21 protein-coding genes are annotated in these 21,471 nt (G+C 63.2%); 10 read left to right on the plus strand and 11 right to left on the minus strand.

Translation table 11 applies throughout. The features are described from left to right. Positions 1-783 (plus strand): ABC transporter permease, encoded by a 783-nt coding sequence (locus tag C5L10_RS02530; protein ID WP_105428413.1) that lies wholly within the window; start codon positions 1-3, stop codon positions 781-783. Here C5L10_RS02530 and C5L10_RS02535 read toward each other — a convergent pair. Next, entirely contained in the window at positions 780-1,931 is a 1,152-nt protein-coding gene (locus C5L10_RS02535; protein ID WP_105428414.1) for a DSD1 family PLP-dependent enzyme, read from the minus strand. The genes C5L10_RS02530 and C5L10_RS02535 overlap by 4 nt on opposite strands. Positions 1,932-2,066: 135 nt before the next feature. On the opposite strand from C5L10_RS02535, the gene C5L10_RS02540 reads away from it, so the two are divergent. From C5L10_RS02540 to C5L10_RS02550, 3 genes are all read left to right on the plus strand, one after another. Next, on the plus strand, positions 2,067-2,678 hold the full coding sequence (locus C5L10_RS02540) for a LysE family translocator (protein WP_105428415.1): 612 nt from the start codon (positions 2,067-2,069) through the stop codon (positions 2,676-2,678). 90 nt (positions 2,679-2,768) lie between these two features. After that, complete coding sequence (locus tag C5L10_RS02545) at positions 2,769-3,134, plus strand: nuclear transport factor 2 family protein (protein ID WP_105428416.1); 366 nt, start codon at positions 2,769-2,771, stop codon at positions 3,132-3,134. Then, a complete protein-coding gene (locus tag C5L10_RS02550; protein WP_105428417.1) occupies positions 3,131-3,958 on the plus strand; it encodes a helix-turn-helix domain-containing protein in 828 nt (275 codons plus the stop codon). The genes C5L10_RS02545 and C5L10_RS02550 overlap by 4 nt, the downstream gene beginning before the upstream one ends. Before the next feature lie 21 nt (positions 3,959-3,979). Here C5L10_RS02550 and C5L10_RS02555 read toward each other — a convergent pair whose 3' ends face one another. After that, positions 3,980-5,938 carry a methyl-accepting chemotaxis protein gene (locus tag C5L10_RS02555; RefSeq protein WP_105428674.1) on the minus strand — a complete coding sequence of 653 codons (1,959 nt, stop codon included), beginning with the start codon at positions 5,936-5,938 and terminating at the stop codon, positions 3,980-3,982. A gap of 384 nt (positions 5,939-6,322) precedes the next feature. Continuing rightward, on the minus strand, positions 6,323-6,916 hold the full coding sequence (locus C5L10_RS02560; RefSeq protein WP_105428418.1) for a TetR/AcrR family transcriptional regulator: 594 nt from the start codon (positions 6,914-6,916) through the stop codon (positions 6,323-6,325). Positions 6,917-7,154: 238 nt separating this feature from the next. On the opposite strand from C5L10_RS02560, the gene C5L10_RS02565 reads away from it, so the two are divergent. Genes C5L10_RS02565 through C5L10_RS02575 form a run of 3 tightly spaced genes read left to right on the plus strand, consistent with a single transcriptional unit; the run spans position 7,155 to position 10,896 of the window. Then, positions 7,155-7,628 carry a (2Fe-2S)-binding protein gene (locus tag C5L10_RS02565; RefSeq protein ID WP_046634260.1) on the plus strand — a complete coding sequence of 158 codons (474 nt, stop codon included), beginning with the start codon at positions 7,155-7,157 and terminating at the stop codon, positions 7,626-7,628. Beyond that, positions 7,628-8,611 carry a xanthine dehydrogenase family protein subunit M gene (locus C5L10_RS02570; RefSeq protein ID WP_105428419.1) on the plus strand — a complete coding sequence of 328 codons (984 nt, stop codon included), beginning with the start codon at positions 7,628-7,630 and terminating at the stop codon, positions 8,609-8,611. Before C5L10_RS02565 ends, C5L10_RS02570 begins: the two co-directional genes overlap by 1 nt. Next, positions 8,608-10,896, plus strand: coding sequence for a xanthine dehydrogenase family protein molybdopterin-binding subunit (locus tag C5L10_RS02575; RefSeq protein WP_105428420.1), 2,289 nt, complete (start codon positions 8,608-8,610; stop codon positions 10,894-10,896). Before C5L10_RS02570 ends, C5L10_RS02575 begins: the two co-directional genes overlap by 4 nt. A 34-nt stretch (positions 10,897-10,930) precedes the next feature. Here the strand turns inward: C5L10_RS02575 and C5L10_RS02580 are convergent, their stop codons facing one another. Continuing rightward, a complete protein-coding gene (locus tag C5L10_RS02580; protein WP_105428421.1) occupies positions 10,931-11,884 on the minus strand; it encodes a LysR family transcriptional regulator in 954 nt (317 codons plus the stop codon). Between the two features lie 112 nt (positions 11,885-11,996). Between C5L10_RS02580 and C5L10_RS02585 the strand changes: the two genes are divergently transcribed. Further along, complete coding sequence (locus tag C5L10_RS02585) at positions 11,997-12,596, plus strand: NADPH-dependent F420 reductase (RefSeq protein WP_105428422.1); 600 nt, start codon at positions 11,997-11,999, stop codon at positions 12,594-12,596. 3 nt (positions 12,597-12,599) lie between these two features. Here C5L10_RS02585 and C5L10_RS02590 read toward each other — a convergent pair whose 3' ends face one another. Continuing rightward, positions 12,600-13,262, minus strand: coding sequence for a sulfite oxidase-like oxidoreductase (locus C5L10_RS02590; protein WP_105428423.1), 663 nt, complete (start codon positions 13,260-13,262; stop codon positions 12,600-12,602). An 87-nt stretch (positions 13,263-13,349) separates the two neighbouring features. Between C5L10_RS02590 and C5L10_RS02595 the strand changes: the two genes are divergently transcribed. Further along, a complete protein-coding gene (locus C5L10_RS02595; protein ID WP_105428424.1) occupies positions 13,350-14,522 on the plus strand; it encodes an aminotransferase in 1,173 nt (390 codons plus the stop codon). A gap of 27 nt (positions 14,523-14,549) precedes the next feature. Beyond that, positions 14,550-15,830: a DUF763 domain-containing protein gene (locus tag C5L10_RS02600; protein WP_105428425.1), complete on the plus strand. Its 1,281-nt coding sequence runs from the start codon at positions 14,550-14,552 to the stop codon at positions 15,828-15,830. On the opposite strand, the gene C5L10_RS02605 is transcribed toward C5L10_RS02600, so the two are convergent. The 6 genes from C5L10_RS02605 to C5L10_RS02630 form a co-directional block, all read right to left on the minus strand. Beyond that, a complete protein-coding gene (locus tag C5L10_RS02605; protein ID WP_105428426.1) occupies positions 15,812-16,045 on the minus strand; it encodes a tautomerase family protein in 234 nt (77 codons plus the stop codon). The genes C5L10_RS02600 and C5L10_RS02605 overlap by 19 nt on opposite strands. Before the next feature lie 131 nt (positions 16,046-16,176). Continuing rightward, positions 16,177-16,770 carry a hypothetical protein gene (locus C5L10_RS33500; RefSeq protein WP_172716891.1) on the minus strand — a complete coding sequence of 198 codons (594 nt, stop codon included), beginning with the start codon at positions 16,768-16,770 and terminating at the stop codon, positions 16,177-16,179. Between the two features lie 110 nt (positions 16,771-16,880). Further along, a complete protein-coding gene (locus C5L10_RS02615) occupies positions 16,881-18,089 on the minus strand; it encodes a pyridoxal phosphate-dependent aminotransferase (protein ID WP_105428428.1) in 1,209 nt (402 codons plus the stop codon). Positions 18,090-18,104: 15 nt separating this feature from the next. Continuing rightward, the gene (locus tag C5L10_RS02620; RefSeq protein WP_105428429.1) at positions 18,105-18,746 is read right to left on the minus strand and encodes a TetR family transcriptional regulator C-terminal domain-containing protein; all 642 of its coding nucleotides are present in this window, start codon (positions 18,744-18,746) and stop codon (positions 18,105-18,107) included. Positions 18,747-18,855: 109 nt separating this feature from the next. Then, complete coding sequence (locus tag C5L10_RS02625; RefSeq protein WP_105428430.1) at positions 18,856-20,091, minus strand: nitrate/nitrite transporter; 1,236 nt, start codon at positions 20,089-20,091, stop codon at positions 18,856-18,858. Positions 20,092-20,095: 4 nt separating this feature from the next. After that, entirely contained in the window at positions 20,096-21,457 is a 1,362-nt protein-coding gene (locus C5L10_RS02630; RefSeq protein ID WP_105428431.1) for an LLM class flavin-dependent oxidoreductase, read from the minus strand. Positions 21,458-21,471 lie beyond the last annotated feature (14 nt).

The raw sequence follows: 21,471 nt of genomic DNA on the forward strand, positions 1-21,471 counted from the left end.
ATGTCGAAACCGTTCTTCACCGTCTATTGCCTGCTCATCTACGCTTTCCTGCTGGCGCCGATCGCAGTCGTGGTGATCGCCTCGTTCAATGCCGGTGCCTTCCTGACCTTCCCGCCGCAGGGGTTTTCCTTCCGCTGGTATCTCGTCTTCTTCAACAACGAGGTGTTCATGCGGGCGATCCGCACCTCGCTGTGGATCGCGACGCTCACCATGGTGATCTCCGGCATCATCGGCACGATGGCCGCGATGTTCTACGTGACCCATGCCGGCAGGCTGAAGGAAACAGTACGGGTCGCCATGCTGGCGCCGCTCTTGCTGCCGGAAGTGCTGACGGCGATCTCGCTGCTGTTCTTCGTTTATTCGGTCGGCCTCGGCACGCAGAACCTGGTCGGCATGATCGTCGGGCATGTGCTGATCACGCTGCCCTTCGTGTTCATCAACGTGTCGGCCTCGATGGAAAGCTACGACCCCGCCTGGAGCCTTGCGGCGCAGAGCCTTGGGGCAGGGCGGTTCACCCGTTTCCGGCGGATCATGCTGCCGCTGATCAAGCCGGGCGTCATCGGAGGCTGCCTGTTCGCCTTTATCATCTCGTTCGACGTCTTCACCATCTCCTTCATGCTGAAGGGTGTCGGCATGTCGACGCTGCCGATCCAGCTGTTCGATTACCTGCGCACCAATTTCACGCCGGAAGCGGCGGCCGTCTCGACCTGCTCGATCGTGCTGACGATGGCGGTGGTGGTCATCTCGGAAAAGGTGCTGGGCCTGCGCATTCACCGGTTCTAGTAGAGCTTGCCCCGGGCGGTAGCAGGCCACAGCGCTTCGACGCGACCGTTCCGGACGCAGACGTACCAGTCGTAGAGATTGCAGGTCGGGTCGCAATGGCCGGGCACGAGGCGCAGTCGGTCGTTGAGCTTCAGCGTATCCTCCGGGTCTTCGATCTTGCCGTGCTCGTCCGAGGCGCTGACGAACTTGAGGTCCGGTCGTTCGAACACCATCGGCAGGCCGCTGTCGATCGAGTGCGCCTTGAGACCCGCATCGCAGATGGCGCGGCCGGAGGCAGGCTTGCTCATGATCGAGGTCAGCACGAACAGCGCATGTTCGAAACCGCCGACCGTGCCGCTGCCTTCGGTCGCGCGGACACGGCCGTAATCCGCATCCATGAAAATGTAGGAGCCGGGCTGGATTTCGTTATAGACGCCGGATGCTCCTTCGAGATCGTGGGTACCGGTGCCCGCGCCGGTGACGATTTTCGGATCCAGCTCTGCGTCGCGCAGCAGTTCCGCGGTCTCCCGCGCCATGCCGACCGCCTTGTCGATCGCGGCGCGGCGCTCCGCCGGATCGTAGATATGCTGGGCGCTGCCGTGATAGGCCTGGATGCCGGCGAAGGCGAGGTTCGGCGCGGCGGCGACCGTCTTTGCGAGTTCGACGGCCGGTGCGCCGGGTAGTACGCCGCAGCGGCGGGCCCCGCAATCGATCTCCACAAGCACGTCGAGCGTGACACCATGCCGGATGGCGGCATCCGAAAGTGCCGCAACGACCGTGGGATCGTCGACGCACACGGAGACACGGGCGCTCCTTGCGAGCCGCGCCAGCCGGTCGATCTTTTTCGGATCGGCCACCTCGTTGGCGACGAGCACATCGGTGATGCCGCCGCGCACCAGCGCTTCCGCTTCGGATACTTTCTGGCAGCAGATGCCGACTGCGCCGCCGTTCTCGATCTGGTAGAGCGCGACATCCGCCGATTTGTGGGTCTTTGCATGCGGGCGAAGCCGCACGCCCATCGCCCCGGCGTGATCCTTCATCCGCGCGACATTCCGCTCGAAGGCATCGAGATCGATGATCAGCGCCGGCGTCTGGATGTCGGCGATATTATCGCCGACGGCGGCCGGCACGTCGTAGCCGATGTCGATGTCGTCGGGAGAGGAGGTCATGAGGTCGGGTCCGCAATCAGATGGCGCGACGATAGGTTCGCCGCCGCATCCAGGCAATCGTCCGCCTGCAATTTCGTTCAAGATCGATGTGGCGCTCTCCGATAGCTGTGGGAAAACATCTCCAAAGGATCGCCCATGAGCCCGGAATTCCTGATCACCTCCTTCATCGTCGTCGCCTCGCCCGGTACCGGCGTGCTGATCACGCTTGCCGCCGGCCTGTCGCGAGGCGCGCGAGCAAGCCTCGTTGCCGCGCTCGGCTGTACCCTCGGCATCCTGCCGCACATGATCGCGGCGGTCTCGGGCCTTGCCGCGCTGCTGCATGCCAGCGCCTTGGCCTTCGAGATCATCAAATATCTCGGCGTCACGTACCTGCTGTTCATGGCCTGGCAGGTCCTGAAAGAAAGGGGGGCGCTGACCGTGGAGGCGGACAAGACGCCGAAATCCGTTGGCCAAGTCATCGTCTCGGCTATCCTTGCCAATCTGCTCAATCCGAAACTGTCGATCTTCTTCTTTGCCTTCCTGCCGCAGTTCGTCGCCCATGACGAAGCTGCGCCGGTTCTGCGCATGACCGAGCTCAGCCTCGTCTTCATGCTGATGACGTTTGGCGTCTTCGTCGTCTACGGCCTGTTTGCCGCCTCGGTGCGGAACCACGTGATCTCGCGGCCGAATATCCTTGCCTGGATGGGCCGCATTTTCGCCGGTGCCTTCGTGGTGCTTGGCGCGAGACTTGCGCTTTCGGCGCGATAGTTATTACCTGCCGCGTAATTGAGACGATGCAGCCGCTCCGGCATGTTCGCCCTGCCTGCAACCAGCAGGGCGATTTCCAGGAGAAAAGACATGACCGATGCGAACACCAATGCCGAACGTTATCTTGCCATCTGGAACGAAACGGATGCCGTTCGCCGCAAGGCGATGATCGCCGAGACCTGGGCGGAAGACGGGCTTTACGTCGATCCGCTGATGCGCGGCGAAGGCCATGAGGGCGTCGATCGCCTGGTCGAAGGCGTCCAGGCGCGGTTTCCGGGTTTCCGCTTCACGCTGATCGGCACGCCCGACGGCTATGATGACAATCTGCGATTTTCTTGGGGGCTTGGCCCCGTGGACGGCGAGGCGCTGATCAAGGGCACGGATTTCGCCGTGCTGGAAAACGGCCGGCTGAAGTCGGTCTGCGGTTTCCTCGACCAGGTCCCGGCCGCCGCATGACGACCCTCGCACACGCCCGCCCCCTCGGTGATTTCCTGCGCGAATGGCGCCGCCGCCGGCGCATGAGCCAGCTCGACCTGGCGTTGGAGGCCGAAATCTCGCAGCGTCATCTGAGCTTCATCGAAAGCGGGCGGGCGACCCCCAGCCGCGACATGCTGCTGCATCTCGCGGAGCGGCTCGAAGTACCGCTTCGCGAGCGCAATCCGATGCTGCTCGCCGCCGGTTTCGCGCCGGTGTTTGCCGAGCGCAAACTCGACGATCCGGCACTCCAGCCGGCGCGCCGGGCGATCGATATGGTGCTGAAGGGCCACGAGCCCTTCCCTGCACTCGCGGTCGACCGGCACTGGACCCTGGTGGCCGCCAACGCCGCGGTGGCGCCGCTGCTTGCTGATGTCGCGGACCCATCGCTGATCGAGGGACCGGTCAACGTGCTGCGGCTCAGCCTGCATCCGCAGGGCCTTGCGCCTCACATCGCCAATCTTGTCGAATGGCGCAATCACCTGCTCGAACGGCTGCACCAGCAGATCGCCGCGACGGGCGACCGTATTCTTCAGAAACTGCTGGAAGAGCTCTCGGGATATCCGATCCCGGAAGGGGCTTCGAAATCCACGTCAAAGCATGATTATGCGGGCATCGCCGTGCCGATGGAATTGCGGACGGAGGCGGGGCTTTTGTCCTTCATCTCGACCACGACGGTCTTCGGAACCCCGGTGGATGTGACGCTGTCGGAACTGGCGGTCGAATCCTTCTTTCCCGCCAATGACGAAACGGCCCGGCTTCTGCGCCAGATGGCGGAGGCCGGGCCGTCGAAGAGCGACGGTTAGAGATTTAAGATCGCGGGCGGATCAGAATTCGGTCCACTGCGATTCCGCCGTTGCGGCAGCCGCCGCACCGCCGAAGGACTTGCTGACGCGCTGCGCAAGGCGGCGCGCCGGCGATTCCTGCGGAGCCGCATTGCGGCCGGCGGGCGCCGGGCCGGAGCCGTAGGCCGGCCGCTGCTGCATTCCGGAACGCTGGCCGCCGTCGGAGAGCTTGAAGCGGGTGAGGAGGTCACGCAGCTTGGTGCTTTCCGATGCGAGATTGGCGCCGGCGGCGTTGGTTTCCTCGACCATCGCGGCGTTCTGCTGGGTCACCTGGTCCATCTGGTTGACGGCAGTATTGACTTCGGCGAGACCGAGCGACTGTTCGCGGGCTGCGGTAGCGATCGCATTGATATGCTCGTTGATGGTGACGACGTGGCTTTCGATCGTCTTCAGCGCATCGCCAGTCTCGCGGACGAGCTTCACGCCGTTCTGGACCTCGGCACCCGACTTGCGGATGAGATCCTTGATCTCCTTGGCCGCATTCGCGGATCGCTGGGCGAGTTCGCGGACTTCCTGTGCGACGACCGCAAAACCCTTGCCGGCCTCACCGGCGCGGGCCGCCTCGACGCCGGCATTCAGCGCGAGAAGGTTGGTCTGGAAGGCGATCTCGTCGATCACGCCGATGATGTTGGAGATCTGGCTGGACGACTGCTCGATGCGCTGCATGGCATCGACGGCGTTGGCGACGACCGCGCCCGACTGGGCGGCGCTGGAATTTGCCTGGAGGGCGATCGTCTTTGCCTCGTCCGCACGCTTGGAAGAATTCGAGACGTTGGCGGTGATTTCGTCGAGGGCCGCGGCGGTCTCTTCAAGCGAAGCGGCCTGCTGTTCGGTCCGCTTGGAAAGGTCGTCGGCGCTCTGGCTGACTTCACGCGAACCGCTGTCGATCGACTGGGCGGAGCCGGCGACTTCGGAAAGCGCTGCGCCGAGGCCGGACACGGCGGAGTTCAGGTCTTCGCGCAGAGCTTCGAAATCCGGAGCGAAGGGTTCGTTGAGCTGGAAGGCGAGATCGCCGGAGGCAAGGCGGCGCAGGCCGGCGGCGAGGCCGGAGGTCGCTTGCTGGAGGCGGGCCTGAGCGGAGGCTTCCGCCTCTTCCTGCGCGCGGATACGGTCGGCTTCGGCTTGGGCGCGGGCTTCTTCGGCCTGTTCCTGAAGCTGCCTGTTGGAGATCGCGGCCTGGCGGAAGACTTCCACGGCACCGGCCATAGCCCCGACTTCGTCCTTGCGTCCTGCAAAGGGGATCTCGGTCGCGGTGTCGCCCGCGGCAAGGCCGCTCATCGAGGCGGTGATGCGCTGGATGGGTCGGGCAATACCGGACAGCACGTAGACGGCGGCACCGACGATCAGCAGGAAGACGACGCCGAGGATGATTTCCATGGTGGTGAGCGCGGTGGAATAGGTCGTCTCCGCCTTGGCGGTTTCGAGGGCCGCCTCGTCCGTGTTCGACTTGACCAGCTTGGTAACGGCTTCCATGACCGGCTGGATTGTGACGCGCATCTTTTCCATTTCGACGCGGGCGCGGGCGTCGGAGGCCTTGCGGGAGAAGTCCAGCATCTTCTGCCCGCTGAGGACGTATTTATCGATGCCGGTCTGGATCTGGTCGATGATCTGCTTTTCCTGATCGCTGGAGATCAGCGGCCTGTAGGTCTGGAGAGCAACCCTGAGCGCGTCGGACTGCTGGGCGATCAGCTTTTCCGCAGTCTCCATGCCGAAGTCCGACGTCGTCGTCAAATGGCCCATATAGGCGACCGTCATTCCGAGGATGGCCGTCTCTATATTCTTCGAGGCCTGAACGCTCGGCATCGAGTTTTGCGAGATCGTGGTGAGATTTCCAGCGACATTGGAGAGCGAGGAAATGGCCGCCCAGGCGAGAACGGCGACGAGCGCCGCAATCGCGCCGAAGACGGCGATAAGCGAACTGCGAATGGAGAGACGGGACATGAGGTTCGGCTCCGGATTGGTGAAGCCTCGAAAGAGGCGACGCGTTTTCACGCGCAGATCTGATATCTGGCGGTGTGGGAAAAGAACCGGTCTCATACCAGCTCTTGCGCTACACCTGATGGCGGTCGCGCGGTAGCCGGAGCTTAGGGTGAAACTCTTTAACGACAGATTGAATTTTGATAATGTGCAACGACTTTTGACGATTTTCGGGGCAAAAAATTCGAAATTGATCCCCAGCTATCCGTTTATTTTATAACAATAATATTGAAATCGGCTGACCTGAGTAACAGGTCGCCTGTCAATCTGGGATTGCTTGATTTTCCGTTCAAACGGGATGCGAAATCTAGCCTATCCGGCCGGCCGATACGGGCCGGATACGAGGCGTTATCTTCGGGTTCGCAGGCCGTCCATCAGCAGGCCGATCAGGCGATGCGACCGCTCACGCCATTCGGGCGATTCCGGCATGGAATAGATGCTCGACAGCGCGTGCAGGAGATCGGTCGTTTCGATGTCGCGGCGGATATATCCTCCATCGCCTGCAGTCTTCAAAAGACTTTCCAGCGCGCCACGAATGAGGCCGGAGCCCTCGGAAAAAAGGGAGGAGTTGGAGGTCATGAGGATGCGCAGGCTGTTGGCCATGCCGCGCTTGGTGGCGATGTAGCCGACGAAGCGCCGCATCCATTCCTCGAGCGCCATGTCCGGCGAATGGAGCCTGGCAAGCTCGGTGGCGGCGCTCGCCAGGCCTTCGAGCTCGCGGCGATAGACCACCTCGACGAGATGCTCGCGGCTTGGAAAATGGCGGTAAAGCGTGCCGATGCCGACGCCGGCCTGCCGTGCTATATCTTCCAGCGAAGTTTCGACGCCCTTTTCCGCAAAGGCCGCGGCCGCCACCTCGACCAGCTTTTCGCGGTTGCGGCGGGCATCGGCGCGAAGCCTGGTCGATGCGGGCGATGTCGTCTTCGGCTCGGCCGAGGCCAAAATACTGCTCCAGGCAAATGAGGGCTTGACGAAAATCCGGAAGCCACTAGTTTAAACGGAGGCGCCTCCGGTTATTTGGAGTGCCTTCCACTTCTTAGTCCAGAGGGGGACGGATGTCATGCCGAAATGTGCCGGTGCTTCTCTCAGCCTGGCATCATCTAGCGCATCACAGCCAGTTGGCCAGTCCGTCCCGGGCTTTAAAGTTCTCATTATCGTGACAATGGCAGGAGCTTGATCCATGACACGAACCATCCATCTTTCGCTCGATATCAACGGAAGGCGGTACGACCTCGACGTCGAACCGCGCGTCACCCTGCTCGATGCCCTGCGCGAACATCTGGCGCTGACCGGCACCAAGAAAGGTTGCGACCAGGGCCAGTGCGGCGCCTGCACCTGTCATGTCGACGGCAGCCGTGTGCTTTCCTGTCTGACGCTCGCAGCCCAGGTCGAAGGCCGGCAGATCACCACGATCGAAGGGATCGCCACTGAGAACGGCGAGCTTCACCCCGTTCAGGCGGCTTTCGTGGAACATGACGCGTTCCAATGCGGCTATTGCACGCCGGGCCAGATCATGTCGGCGGTCGCCTGCATCCGCGAAGGCCATGCGGGATCCGACGAGGAAATCCGCGAATACATGTCCGGCAATCTCTGTCGGTGCGGAGCCTATAACAGCATCGTCGCGGCGGTGCGCGAAGCGGCGGAGATGGCGTGATGAGAGACTTTTCCTATCTCCGCGCCTCTTCGGCCGACGAGGCCCGCCAAGCGGCGCTTCAGGCCGGTTCCGCGCTGCTTGCCGGCGGCACGACGCTGCTCGATCTCGCAAAATGTGGCGTGATGGAGCCGGAAACGGTCATCGACATCACCCACCTCTCGGGCCTCGGCGGGATCACCGTCGATGCCGGCGGCGCCACGATCGGTGCGCTTGCCAAGATGGGCGAGGTTGCCGACCACGCAGGCATCCGCGCTGCTTTCCCGGCGGTTTCGGAATCGCTGTCGCTGGCGGCCTCCGCCCAGCTCCGCAACATGGCGACGATCGGCGGCAACCTCATGCAGCGGACACGCTGTTCGTATTTCCGCGAGCCGGACGTGTTTCCGGCCTGCCACAAGCGCAATCCCGGCTCGGGCTGTTCGGCGCTCGGCGGCGTCACCCGCAACCATGCCGTTCTCGGCACCAGCGATGCCTGCATCGCCAGTTATCCGGGTGACCTGGCCGTGGCACTGGTTGCCTTTGACGCCGTGGTCGATCTTGGGGGGCGGACGGCGTCGATCGACGACTTTTTCCTGACGCCGGGCAATACGCCGGAGCGGGAAACCGTGCTTGGACGCGGCGAGATGATCACCGCGATCACCGTGCCGGCCTCGGCGGCGGCAAAGAACTCGACCTATCTCAAAGTCCGCGACCGCCAGTCATACGAGTTCGCCGCAGCGAGTGCCGCAGTCGGGCTGGAATTCGAAGCGGACGGCAAGACGGTGCGCGATATCCGCGTCGCTCTCGGCGGCGTCGCCACCAAGCCGTGGCGGGCTCGCAACGTCGAACAGGCGCTGATTGGCAAGGTGCTCAGCCCCGAAACCGTCGAGGCGGCGAGCCGGCTCGCTGTGGAAGGTGCCGTTTCGCACGGCGCCAATCACTACAAGATCGAACTTGCGCCGCGCGTCGTCGCCCGCGCCATCCTGAAAGTTGGAGGTCTCGCATGACCATCATGGAACCCCGCAAACACGGCGATGCCTCCGACGGGACCGTCGGCGGCCGTCAAACACGCTTCGAAGGCAATCTGAAGGTCACTGGTGGTGCGACCTATGCGCTGGAATATCCGCTCGAAGGCCTCGCCTACGCCATTCTCGTGCAGAGCACGATTCCGGCCGGCCGCGTCATTTCGGTCGATGCGGAAAAGGCGCTTGCGGCCCCGGGGGTGCTGATGGTGCTGACGCCGGATGACGACATGGGTCTCCTGGTCGCCTCCGACTGGGGTGGCAATCGCCCGGAAAACCAGCCCTATTATCCGCTGCCGCGGCAGGTGCAGTACAATGGCCAGTCGATCGCCGCCGTCGTCGCGGAAAGCCGCGAACAGGCGGTCGAGGCGGCAAGGCTGATCTGCATCACCTATGAGAGGGCACCGCATGTCGCAAGTTTCGACGATGCGGCTGCCGGCGAAGGCAAGGTGATGGACAATCTCACCGCCGGATGGGGCGATGCCGAGGCCGCACTTGCGGCCGCACCGGTTCAGATCGAAGGCGAATATTCGACGCCGCGCGAATATCACGTCGCCATGGAGCCGCATGGGCTGACCGTGAAGTGGGATGGCGACCGGATCACGGTCTGGGAGCCGAGCCAGTGGTCGCATGGTATGGCGCGCAGCTATTCCGAATGGTTCGGCATTCCTTACGAAAATGTCCGCCTGGTCTCGCCGTTCATCGGCGGCGGGTTCGGTTCAAAGGGGGCGGCGCTCGCCCATGGCGCGGTGGCGGCTTTCGCTTCCAGAAAACTCGGCCGGCCGGTCAAGCTTGCGCTCACGAGACCGCAGAATTTCACCAACTATGGCGGCCGCGCCGCGACGCGCCAGCGGATCAAGATCGGCGCAACGGAAGACGGCATCCTGCAGGCGATCGTCCATCGCGGCGCCAGCGAGACCTCCACCTATGCGGACTGGCCCGAGCAGACGGGTGCCGCGACGCCGATCCTCTACAGGATAGAGAATTTCTCGTCGCAGCACCGGGTCGTGCCGGTCAATACCGTCACGCCGGGTGCGTTGCGCGGACCGGGCAAGAACCCCAGCGCCTTCGGCATCGAAAGTGCGATGGAGGAACTCGCCTACAAGCTCGGCATCGACCCGCTCGAACTGCGGCTGAAAAACTACGCCGACCACGACTACCAGTCGGGAAAACCCTGGTCGACCCGCCGGCTGCGCGAAGCGCTGACCGAAGGTGCCGAGGCCTTCGGCTGGTCGAGGCGCAGCCATGAACCGCGCTCCATGCGCGAGGGCAAAACCCTGATCGGCTGGGGCATCGGCTGCGGCACGTTCCCGGTCCTTCAGGCGCCCAGCGAGGCGATGATCCGCATCCTGCGCAATGGCCGTGTCGAGGTCGTCAGCGGTGCGATCGACATGGGGCAGGGGACCTATACGATCCTTGCCCAGACGGTGGCCGAAGTGTTCGGCATTCCCGTCGACCAGGTCGAGGTTCATCTCGGCGATTCCCGGCTGCCGGGCTCGGCGATCGCCGGCGGCTCGATGCTGGCGGGCTCCATTCTCGGCGCCGTGCACAAGGCGGCGACGGCGGCCCGTGACGAACTGATCGGACTGGCGCTCAACGACGAGAAGTCGCCGCTGCGCGATACCGGGGCCAATACGCTGACCTTCAGCGGCGGCCGAATTGCCGTTCCCCGCGACCAGGGTCCGTCGCTCACGCTTTCGGAACTGATGGCGGCGCTCGGTCGCGACGAGATCGAGATTCTCAGGAATACGCTGCCGGAAGGTGCTACCGCCCAGGAGCAACATCAGGCGTGGACGAGCATGGCAAAGGTCCAGGGGCCGACCATGGGCGAATATTCCATGCATAGCTGGTGCGCCCATTTCGCCGAAGTGCGGGTGGACGAGGATTTTGGAACGGTGCGGGTGTCCCGCATCGTCTCGGCCTTCGATTGCGGCCGGCTCTACAATCCGCGGCTGGTGGAAAGCCAGTGGCGGGGCGGCATCATCATGGGCATCGGCCAGGCGCTCCTGGAAGAAGGTCTCGTCGACCAGCGCAACGGCCGCACCGTCAACAGCAACATGGGCGACTATCTCGTGCCGACCAATGCGGACGTGCCACATATCGAGGTGATCTCGGTCGGCATTCCCGACTATGGCGCCTCGGCGCTGGGCGGCAAGGGCGTCGGCGAAGTCGGCATCGTCGGCGTCGCGCCGGCAATCGCCAACGCGGTCTTCCATGCTACCGGCAAACGCGTCCGCGACCTGCCGATCACGCTCGAAAAGCTGATCTGACCGATCCCGCGCATCCGGCGTCAGTCGGGTGCGCCTATCTTCGCTTCGGCATGTTCGATGCCCCGAGGCTGCCGGCAAAACGTTCGGCCAGACCTTCCTTCCGGAAATGCTCGACCACGAAGTCGACAAAGACGCGGGTCTTCGCCGGCAACAGAGTCTTGCTGGCATAGTAGATCGAGATCGGCCCGATATCCGCATACCAGTCGGGCAGCAGGCGGACGAGCGTACCGCTCTCCATATATGATAAGGCATCGGGCATCGCGATCATGGCGGCGCCGAGGCCGAGGTTTGCCGCGTGGGCAACGGCGGCTGGATCGTTGAGCGCCATCTTTTCCTTCAGTGCCACCGGCACTTCGTCTCCGCCGGCATTTCGCATCACCCATTGGCGGATGCGGCCGGTATTGGAAGAACGCAGATGGATGCCGTCGAGGCTCGCAAGGTCCGCCGGATGGGCCGGCATGAGCCTGTCCCTCATGTAGGCTGGTGAGGCGACCAGAACGATATGGGCCGGCGCCAGCACCCGGGCGACCGCGCCTGGCGTCAGCTCAAATCCGCCGCCGATCGCTGCGTCATATCCCTCGGCGATCAGATCGACCTGCCGGTTTTCGAAGGACCAGTCCGGACGGATCAGCGGGTAACGCGCCATGAACTCCGGCAGCAGCGGCAGGATATACCCTGTTCCGAAATGCGGGCTCATGCTGACCTTCAACACACCCGCCGGTTCTGCGCCTTCCGAAGAGACCTCGGTGATCGCCGTCTGCAGCGCCTCGACGTGGTCGCGGATCTCCGACAGGAAACGTTCGCCCGCTTCCGTCAGCGTCAGCCTTCGCGTGCTGCGCTGGAAGAGGCGGATGCCGAGGTTCCTCTCGAGCATCGCGACATTGCGGCTGACGGCTGCGGGCGTCAGTGCCAACCGCCTCGCCGCAGCCGAGAAACCGCCGAGCTCGGCGCTGCGCATGAAGGATTCGAGATTGGCGAGGCTTTCCACGGCGGGGCTATTCTCAACGGTTGCTTGAAGATGATTGGCATTATTACCGGCTAATCAAGCGCCAATCCAGAGGCGATATTCCTGACATCGAAACCACTGGAGTATCGCAATCATGACCATCGGTATCATCGGCGCCGGCAATATCGGCGCAGCCTTCGCCCGCACTCTTGCAAGAAACGGCGTGCGCGCCACCATCGCCAACAGCCGCGGCCCGGCTTCGCTCGAAACACTGACGGCTGAACTGTCACCCTGGATTTCCGCCGGCACGATCGAAGAGGCCGCAAGTGCGGACATGGTGCTGATCGCGGTTCCATGGTCGAAGCTGCCGGCTGCCCTTGCCGGGTTGCCGGACTGGAACGGCCGGATCGTCATCGATGCAAACAATCCGATCGAGTCGCCGCTCTACAAACCGGCCGAACTCAACGGCCGTCTTTCCAGCGAGATCGTCGCCGACCTCGTGCCGGGCGCCCGGGTGGTAAAGGCCTTCAATCATCTGTTCGCGAAGCTGCTCGAGGCTGATCCTGCTTCCGAGGGCGGCAAGCGCGTGCTGTTCTATTCGGGCGACGATGCGGCGGCAAAGACGGAAGTCGCCGCCTTGACGGAGAAGCTCGGCTTTTTCGGCATAGACCTCGGGCCGCTTGCTGTCGGGGCCAAGCTGGCGCAGTTTCCGGGAGGCCCGCTGCCGGGACTGAACCTCGTCAACTTCGGCTGACACTCAGTCGTCCGAATAACGCTCCTCGGACCAGGGGTCGCCGCGCATGTGGTAACCGTTCTTCTCCCAGAAGCCGGCCTGGTCCCGGTCGAGGAACTCGATGCGGTTGAGCCATTTGGCGCTCTTCCAGAAATAAAGGTGCGGCACCACCAGCCGCACCGGCCCGCCATGCTCCTCGGTGAGCGGCTTGCCTTCCCACTCGGTGACGATGATCGCTTCCGGCGAGGCGAAATCCGAGAGCAGCAGGTTGGTAGTATAGCCGTCATAGCTGGTCAGCATGACGGCAACCGCCTCGTCCTGCGGATCGACGAGATCGAGGAAATCGTGTGTTGAGACTCCTTTCCAGTTGTTGTCGTAACGCGACCAGGTGGTCACGCAATGGATGTCGGAGCGCATCCCTGTCTGCGGCAAAGCCTGGAAGGCCGTCCAGTCCAAGGTCCTGCGGTTGTTGACGAGGCCGCGCACGTCGAGTTTCCAGCGCTCGGTCGAGACCTGCGGCTGCTGGCCGAGATCGAGTACCGGCCAGTTCTTGACCAGGTGCTGGCCGGGCGGCAGGCGGTCGGTTTCCGGCCTGGTGATCCTGCCTGTCAGGAACTTGCCCTGTTCCGCCCATTTCCGCTTGGTGATGGTGAGCTTCGAATCCTCGGGCTCAATCTCGTCGGCCATATCCGGTTCTCCTTGCGTCGTCCGATAATCTGATAAACAAGAAATGCAATCAATCACCTGTTCGGAAAATCCTGTTCTCGGAAGATCATGCCTGCCTTCAATCCGCTTATCGAAAAGCTCAGCCCTCCGCCCGTTCCCTCCGTCGCCGCCTGGGGGCGTGCCTATGACGGGTCCAAAGGTCCGTTGATCGACCTCTCTCAGGCCGTACCGGGTTATCCGACCCATCCGGACATGCTGAAGCTGCTCGGCGAGACCGGCTCCTCGAAAGCCTTTACCGGATATGGGCCGATCGAGGGCGAGCCGGAACTTCGGACAGCCTATGCGGCGCATGTCTCGGATGTTTACGGCGCAGGCATCGGGCTCAGGAACATCCACATCACGTCGGGCTGCAACCAGGCCTTCGTCTGTGCGGCGATGACGGTGGCCGGTCCCGGCAATACGGTGCTGATGACCGAGCCCTTCTATTTCAACCATGAAACGACGCTGGCGATGATGGGCGTCAAGACCGCTTTCGTCGCCTGCGATGCGGCGAACGGTTTCCTGCCGGATCTCGTTGGACTTGAAGCGGCGATTACCGGCGAGGTGCGGGCGCTGGCGCTCGTTTCGCCCAACAATCCGACCGGGGCGATCTATCCGCCGTCGCTGCTCGAAGCGATCTTCAAGCTCTGCCGGAACAAGGGCATCTGGCTGATTCTCGACGAGACCTATCGCGACTTTCTCCCAGCCGCGGACCAGGCGCCGCACACGCTGTTCAGCCTCGACGGCTGGGATGATACACTGATCAGCCTCTACAGCTTTTCGAAGTCCTTCTGCATCCCCGGCCACCGGCTCGGGGCGATCACCGCCGGTCCGTTCGCGGTCGAACAGATCGCCAAGATCATGGACAACCTGCAGATCTGCGCGCCGCGGGCGGCCCAGGCTGCCGTCGCCAAGGCGCTGCCGCTGCTTGCCGACTGGCGCGAGGAAAACCGCCAGGAGATCGGCCACCGTGCCGATGCGCTGAAGGCGGTGATGCGCTCCGTCAACGACTGGAAGCTCGATGCGATCGGCGCCTATTTCGCCTTCGTGCGGCATCCGTTCCCGGGCAGAAGTTCAGCGGAGGTAGCGGAAAAGCTTGCCAGACAGGCGGGGGTGATCTGCATTCCCGGCGCCTATTTCGGCGACAGTCAGCAGAACTATCTGCGCTTCGCCTTCGCCAATGCGGACGTGCCGACGATCGGACTGTTGCGAGAACGTTTGCAGAACTTTTCCCTATCGTGAGCCCGGGCATCCGTATATAAGCGGATCATGGTTCAAAGAGCAGGCAGCGCCGATCTCCCGCTTCACGGCGGCCGGGTTCCCCGGTGGCTCGGCGAGCGCATGACCAAGCTCGGTGCCGTGATCACCGAGGCGATCGTCATCGAATACGGCCGCGACGAACTTCTGCGGCGGCTGGCGCATCCCTTCTGGTTCCAGTCCTTTGGTTGCGTCATGGGCATGGACTGGCATTCGTCCGGCATTACCACCAGCGTCCTCGGCGCACTCAAGCGCGGGCTGACCCCGATGGCCGGCGAACTCGGCATCCATGTCTGCGGTGGCCGCGGTCAGAGCTCCCGCAAGACGCCGGACGAGTTGATCGCCGTCGGCAACCGTGTCGGCATCGACGGCAGCGGCCTTGCGACGACCAGCCGGCTGGTCGCCAAGGTGGACAGCGCGGCGGTTCAGGACGGGTTCGATCTTTACCTGCACGGGTTCATCGTCACCGACGATGGCAAATGGGTGGTGGTGCAACAGGGCATGAACGGCGACAAGCGCCAGGCGCGGCGTTACCACTGGATCTCGGAGGGCTTGAAAAGCTTCGTCGATTCCCCGCATGCGGCGATCGAAGGCCGCGGGCAGGGCGAAATCGTCAATCTCGCCGACCACCGTGCCGAAGCCTCCCGAAAGGGCCAGCTCGATCTGCTCGCGACGCTCGGGCCGGACCGGATCGTCCGTGAGGTGATCGCCATCGAACCGGCCCGCAAGGTGAAGGAACCGGCGCAGCCGATGCTGCCGCATCTGGTCATGCCGGCGCATCACGATGTCCGCGAGGAGGACGTCAACATGAGGCGGCTGCATGGCACGCTGGCGGCGGCTGCCGATCGAGGCCCGGAGGATTTCGAGAACCTGCTGCTGATGCCGGGTGTCGGCGCGCGGACGGTCAAGGCTTTGGCCATGGTCGCCGAGGTGGTGCATGGCGCGCCCTGCCGTTTTTCCGATCCGGCGCGGTTTTCTCTCGCCCATGGCGGCAAGGACCGGCATCCGTTTCCGGTGCCGCTGAAGGTTTATGACGAGACGATCAAGGTGATGAAATCTGCCGTCGGCAAGGCCCGGCTCGGCCGCGAGGAGGAGCTGCAGGCGCTGAAGCGGCTCGACGACCAGGCCCGCCAGATGGAACGGTATGTGACTGGCCCGGACCTCAAGGAGATCGTCGCCGGCGAATTCCGCCGCTCGCACGAATGGGGCGGCCGCAGCGTCTTCGGCTGGGAGCCGCCGGCGGAGGAGACCGCCAATTTTCCGGGATCAGTCGATTACTTGAAGGGATCGTAACCGGGCTTTTTGTAGACAAGCTCCGGATGCCCCTGGATATCCGGCACGTAGACCTTGTCGGTCCAGGCGTCCCTCGGAAAGTCCTGGATTGCGACCGACACGGAACTCTCAGCGGAGCCGAGAGCGGTCATGACCGCCTTCGTCACCTCAGCCGTCAGCGCCTGCTTCTGCTCCTCGGAGCGGCCCTCGATCATTTTGACGATAACATGGGGCATGTTGCGCTCCTCCGATGGGCAGTTTTCAAATCAACCGAGGGTTAGGATAGACCGTCTTGCTCTGGGAGATCAATTGGGAACTGCCGAAAGGACCCATATCAGAATCTCAGCATGTAGAGGAGCGCGCGACGTCAGTCTGACTTACGCAAACTGGATGCAAAGATGCCCAAACTAGTACCATAACCCTCGATAATCACATGATCACCGGCGCTGAGAGTGTTCCACTGATCTTTTGATATTCGGCAGAATGAGTCAAACATGAACGGCAAATTCTGGACATAAACCCCGGATTTACAGCCCTTCTCGCTCGCCCTCTCCGAGATGGTGAATGGAAGTTCCACATTCCGGCCAGCGACTAATGCGAGAATTACCGCCAAGGAAATGACAATTGCCGTTCTTCCCATGAAGTAGATGATCAGCAGAAAAGTGAATGCAGCGCAGACCTTCGCTGCACCGCTTGGCAAGCCATTTCCGCCTCGCCGGATGACCCACAAGCTTGTTCCGGCACAAGCCAATCCGACTCCATGTCCAAGGAGGTTGGTTGAAGAAACCCAACTGGACGAAGGTAGGAATTGGTAGCCAAATATACCGGTGAGCAAGGGCAAGAATCCAATTAGAATCCAGAAGCGGAGTATGCAAATACCTATCCTCAAACGAGGACCTGTGGCTTTCTGAATCTCAGTGGCTAGCGAGTTGGACGCTTCGCGCAAGCGCGGATCTACCATTTTCACCCCATTGAACGTTGAGCAACCACAGGGTTGCATAGCAACCGCCACATATTCAAGACCGAGAGTAGCCCAAAAGTCCCGCCTGGAAAGTGCCGCAGCCGATGCCCTCACGCCATCGGGGTTGTCGCGCGGTCTCTGCCAGTGGGTGCGATGCGGCCGGCTAGGTCGGCGATACGGTCCATGGCGGTTGCAACCACATCGTCCGGGACCGTCAGCGAGATGCGCAGGAAACCTGCGGCCTGGTCGCCGAAGGAGGTGCCGGGCATGACGGCCACTTTCTCCTCGCGCAGCAGTTCCCAGGCGAATTCCTCGCCGTTGAGGCCGGTGGCGGTGACGTCGAGCAGGACGAACATGCCGCCTTCCGGCGGCATCGGCTTGACGAGATTGCTGCCGGCAAAGGCCTTCTCGACGATCGTGGCACGGCGGCGATAATTTTCCCGCATCACGTCGGCGGTGTCGAAATGCTGCGACAGCGCCATGGCGGTCATGTCGGAGATGAAGGGCTGCACGCCGAACAGCATGGTTTCGGACACCGGCAGCAGTCTTTCACAGAACTCTTCCGGGCCGGCGGCCCAGCCGCTGCGGAAGCCGGGGGCTGCGTGAGATTTCGAGATCGACGAGACTGCGATGGTACGTTCGGCCAGTGCCGGAACATCGAAGGGGGAGGCGAAGGGGGTGCCTTCGAAGATCAACTGCTCATAGACCTCGTCCGACACGATCCAGAGGTCATGCTTGCGGCAGACCTCGCCGATCGCGGCGATCTCGGCGGCGGTCAGTACCGCGCCGGTCGGGTTGTGCGGCGTGTTGAGAAGGAGCACGCGAGCCTCCGGCGTGATCGCCCGTTCGAGATCCTCGGCCTGCAGGTGGAATTTCTTTTCCGGACGCAGCGGCACGGGGATCATGTGCGCGCCGGTGGACTGGATGACGCCTTCATAGGTCGCATAGAGGGGATCGCCGACGAGCACGCCGTCGCCGGCTTCGACGAGGCCGGTCATGACGGCATAGAGAGCGGTCTGGGTGCCGGGGAAGCAGAGGAAATTACGCTCGGTGACACCTGGCCGGCGCTTCGAATATTTCTCGACCAGCGCCTTCAGCACCGGCGGCTCGCCGCGGCCATTGGAATAACGGGTGCGGCCGGCATACATGGCGCGCGCCGCCTCGTCGAGCAGAGCCTTGTCAGGCTTGACGTCCGGCTCGCCGATGGTGAGTTCGATGATGTCCTCGCCCGATGCCTGCATGCGGCGTGCTGTCGAGTGGAGTGCCCAGCGGCCGGAGCCGAGATGGGCGAGACGGTCGGTGATCGAGGCATAACGCATCGGTGGTTCCTTTTCTTATCGTTGTTCGGCCGAAAGCTCGCCGGGCTGCAGGCGCAGCAGCGCTTCCACCGAGATCAGGGCATTTTCTGCGAGTTCGTGTTCCGCAAACGTATCGGCCGCAAGCGTTCCCTCCAGCCAGAGGCCATCGACGAGCGCGTTGACCCCGATCGCATAGGTGCGGCATTGGGCGGGGCTCAGAGCCCGCGTCTCCTCGACGAAGAAGGCGGACAGCAGCGTCTCCAGCGCTTCCAGGAAGGAGAGATAGTTTTCGCGGTGGATGGCAGCGAAGCTCTGGTCGATCTGGATATGGCTGATGAAGGCGGCCCAGAGCGACAGCGTGCGCGGGTCGGTCACCGGCGGCGTCACATTGGCGACGATGAAGCGACGCAGGCGCGAGCGGGCCGTCTCGCCCTCGATGGCGGCAGCAACCGCCGCCTCGGTCATGCCCGCCATCACCTTGCGGTAGGCTGCCTGCAGCATCTGGTCCTTGCTGCTGAAATAGTGCCGGATCAACCCACCGGTGACGCCGGCGCGCATGGCGATCTGGCGGACCGTCGCGCCCTGAATGCCGAACTCGGCAATGCAATCGAGCGTCGCGGCAATCAGGTCCTCGCGCCGCTCGGCCTCGCTTGCCCTATGGTAGGTGCGGCGGTTCACGGGTCATCTCCTGAGGAACGGGCAGGCCGTTCTTCGCACGGCGTCAAGGCTTATTATACGCTCGAATAATTCGCGCAAGCAAATTCCTTGAGTGTCCGCCGTCGCTCGATCAGCGCCTTCCGCCGGCAAGCCGGATGGCCTCTGGCCTACGGCGCAGGATCAGCATCGAGGCGGCCCCGAAGATCGGCCCGACCGCCAGCAACGCGAACGTCCAGCGCCAGCCGCCGAGCAGCGCGGCCAGATGCGGCATCAGCCAGATCATGAAAATGGTCAGAGCAAAACCCATGCCCATCTGCAGCGATAGCGCCGTGCCGATGTAGTTGCGGTCGGCAAGCTCGGTCACCGCGGCGGAGAACTGGGCCGAATCTCCGATGATCGAAATACCCCAGACGATTACCACCAGCGCCAGCAGCCAGTAGGGGCCGTCGAAGACGAAGCCGATGGCCAGGGCGCAGGCGCCGGAGACGATCATCAGGCCGGCGGTGGTGGCGGTGCGGCCGAAGCGATCCGAGAGCACGCCGCCGGCGAAACAGCCGAGCACGCCTGATGCGACCGCGATGAAGGTGAGCAGCGAGGCTTCGTTGCTGATGCCGGTTCCACCCTCGTCGAGGGCTGCGGTCAGATAGGCGAGCAACCAGGCCCACATGGCATAAAGTTCCCACATGTGGCCGAGATAACCGCCGTTGACGAGCAGCAGGTTGCGGTCCTTCAGCACCCGGCCGATCTGGCGCGGGTCGAACAAAGCCTTCCCGAACGGATAAGGGCCTTCACGGGTGAAGAGGAGGAGAACGACGGCACCGACCACCGTCGCACCGCTCGATAAGAGGACGACATTGTGCCAGTCGACCGCCGACGACATGCCGCGGAAGAGATGCGGCAGCGACGAGCCGGCGGTAATCGCTCCGATGACGCCGGCCAGCGCCAGGCCACGTCCGGAAATGAACCAGGTGGAGACGAGTTTCAGCGCCGGCGGGTAGACGCCGGCAAGCGCAAAGCCTGTAACCATGCGGCAGAGGATGGCGCCGGTCGGGCCGGGCTCCAGAGCCAAGGCGGCGTTGGAGAGCGCGGCCAGCAGGGCGGAGGCCGCCATCAGCCGGTTCATGCGGATGAGGTCCGGCAGGTTGAAGAAGCTCGCCGCCAGAGCGCCGATCACGAAGCCGATCTGCACGCCGTTGGTAAGCCAGGCGGCGGCATTTTCGGACAGCGACCAGGCGCGTTTCAGCTCCGGCGCAATCGCGTTGGCGGAAAACCAGCAGGAGAAGGAGAGCACGACGGCGAGGCACAACAGCGCCAGCATCGACCAGCGGCCTGCGGCTGGCGTTTCCAGGGTCGTCGCGGTGCTCATCAGTTTATCCCGTGGTGCGATATCTGGCGGCGATATGCCGGCTCGGCAGGCGCTGTGTCCCGAACAGTTTTTCACGGAAGGGGCCTTCGCGATAGCCGGTCTTGTAGAGACCGCGTTCCTGCAGGATCGGGATCACCAGTTCGATGATATCATCAAAACACTCCGGAACGATGGTGCGCGACAGGTTGAAACCGTCGACGCCGGCCTGATCCATCCAGGCGACGAGGTTGTCGGCGATCTGTTCTGCGGAGCCGATCATCGGCGCCTGGCGGCTGCCGAGCACCATCTGTTCGAGCAGCTTGCGTTTGGTCCATTGCGGCCCGGCGGTGCGGGTCATAGCCTCGACATTGGAGACGATCGCAGAACTCTTGCCGGTCTCGATCGGTTCGTCGAGGTCGTATTTTGCAAAGTCGATGCCGAGCGAGCCGGCGGCATGCACGAGAGCACCTTCGGAGCTCGCATAGGCGCGATAGTCCTCGAACTTTTCGCGGGCTTCCTTTTCGGTTCGCGCGGTGACGATCGTGGCGCCGACGAAGACTTTGACGTCCTCCGCGTTGCGGCCATATTCAACTGCGCGAGCCCTGATGTCGTCGACGATGCCCTTGACGCCTTCGGTCTTCTGTCCGTTGACGAAGACGCACTCGGCATGGGTGGCGGCGAACTGCCGGCCGCGGGTCGAGGAGCCGGCCTGGTAGAGAACCGGGGTGCGCTGCGGCGAGGGTTCGCAGAGATGGATCGCCTCGATGCCGTATTGCTTGCCGCGGTGGTGGACCTTATGCACCTTGGCCGGGTCGGCATAGACGCGGTTTGCCCGGTCGAAGACCACCGCGTCGTCCTCCCAGCTTCCTTCCCACAGCCGGTACATGATCTCCATGTACTCGTCGGCGAGGTCGTAGCGGTCGTCATGGGCTGCCATCCCATCGAGGCCGATCGCCTTTGCGGCGCTGTCGAGATAACCGGTGACGATGTTCCAGCCGATCCGGCCGCCCGTCAGGTGATCGAGCGTCGACATGCGGCGCGCGAAGACGAAAGGCGGTTCGTGGGTGAGGTTGGCGGTAACGCCGAATGAGAGATGTTCGGTGACGGCTGCCATGGCCGGCACCAGCAGCAGCGGATCGTTGACCGGCACCTGTACCGCACCCTTCAGCGCTGCCGCATTGCTGCCGCCGAAGACGTCGTTGACGCCGAGAACGTCGGCGAGGAATATGCCGTCGAACATGCCCGCTTCCAGCCTTTTCGCATAGTCCGTCCAGTATCGCAGCTGCGCATAGCGGTGCGACTGGTCGCGCGGATGTGCCCAGAGCCCCTGCTGGATATGGCCGACGCAGTTCATGTCGAAGGCGTTGAAACGGATTTCGCGTGTCACGATCTTCCCTCTGA

The sequence above is a fragment of the Neorhizobium sp. T6_25 genome (genome assembly GCF_002968555.1).
Lineage (GTDB): Bacteria > Pseudomonadota > Alphaproteobacteria > Rhizobiales > Rhizobiaceae > Neorhizobium.

What these genes read in the sequence shown, in the direction of transcription:
- C5L10_RS02530 (WP_105428413.1), top strand. Translation starts at nt 1, where the DNA reads ATGTCGAAACCGTTCTTCACCGTCTATTGCCTGCTCATCTACGCTTTC.
- C5L10_RS02535 (WP_105428414.1), bottom strand. Translation starts at nt 1,931, where the DNA reads ATGACCTCCTCTCCCGACGACATCGACATCGGCTACGACGTGCCGGCC.
- C5L10_RS02540 (WP_105428415.1), top strand. Translation starts at nt 2,067, where the DNA reads ATGAGCCCGGAATTCCTGATCACCTCCTTCATCGTCGTCGCCTCGCCC.
- C5L10_RS02545 (WP_105428416.1), top strand. Translation starts at nt 2,769, where the DNA reads ATGACCGATGCGAACACCAATGCCGAACGTTATCTTGCCATCTGGAAC.
- C5L10_RS02550 (WP_105428417.1), top strand. Translation starts at nt 3,131, where the DNA reads ATGACGACCCTCGCACACGCCCGCCCCCTCGGTGATTTCCTGCGCGAA.
- C5L10_RS02555 (WP_105428674.1), bottom strand. Translation starts at nt 5,938, where the DNA reads ATGTCCCGTCTCTCCATTCGCAGTTCGCTTATCGCCGTCTTCGGCGCG.
- C5L10_RS02565 (WP_046634260.1), top strand. Translation starts at nt 7,155, where the DNA reads ATGACACGAACCATCCATCTTTCGCTCGATATCAACGGAAGGCGGTAC.
- C5L10_RS02570 (WP_105428419.1), top strand. Translation starts at nt 7,628, where the DNA reads ATGAGAGACTTTTCCTATCTCCGCGCCTCTTCGGCCGACGAGGCCCGC.
- C5L10_RS02575 (WP_105428420.1), top strand. Translation starts at nt 8,608, where the DNA reads ATGACCATCATGGAACCCCGCAAACACGGCGATGCCTCCGACGGGACC.
- C5L10_RS02585 (WP_105428422.1), top strand. Translation starts at nt 11,997, where the DNA reads ATGACCATCGGTATCATCGGCGCCGGCAATATCGGCGCAGCCTTCGCC.
- C5L10_RS02590 (WP_105428423.1), bottom strand. Translation starts at nt 13,262, where the DNA reads ATGGCCGACGAGATTGAGCCCGAGGATTCGAAGCTCACCATCACCAAG.
- C5L10_RS02595 (WP_105428424.1), top strand. Translation starts at nt 13,350, where the DNA reads ATGCCTGCCTTCAATCCGCTTATCGAAAAGCTCAGCCCTCCGCCCGTT.
- C5L10_RS02600 (WP_105428425.1), top strand. Translation starts at nt 14,550, where the DNA reads ATGGTTCAAAGAGCAGGCAGCGCCGATCTCCCGCTTCACGGCGGCCGG.
- C5L10_RS02605 (WP_105428426.1), bottom strand. Translation starts at nt 16,045, where the DNA reads ATGCCCCATGTTATCGTCAAAATGATCGAGGGCCGCTCCGAGGAGCAG.
- C5L10_RS33500 (WP_172716891.1), bottom strand. Translation starts at nt 16,770, where the DNA reads ATGGTAGATCCGCGCTTGCGCGAAGCGTCCAACTCGCTAGCCACTGAG.
- C5L10_RS02615 (WP_105428428.1), bottom strand. Translation starts at nt 18,089, where the DNA reads ATGCGTTATGCCTCGATCACCGACCGTCTCGCCCATCTCGGCTCCGGC.
- C5L10_RS02625 (WP_105428430.1), bottom strand. Translation starts at nt 20,091, where the DNA reads ATGAGCACCGCGACGACCCTGGAAACGCCAGCCGCAGGCCGCTGGTCG.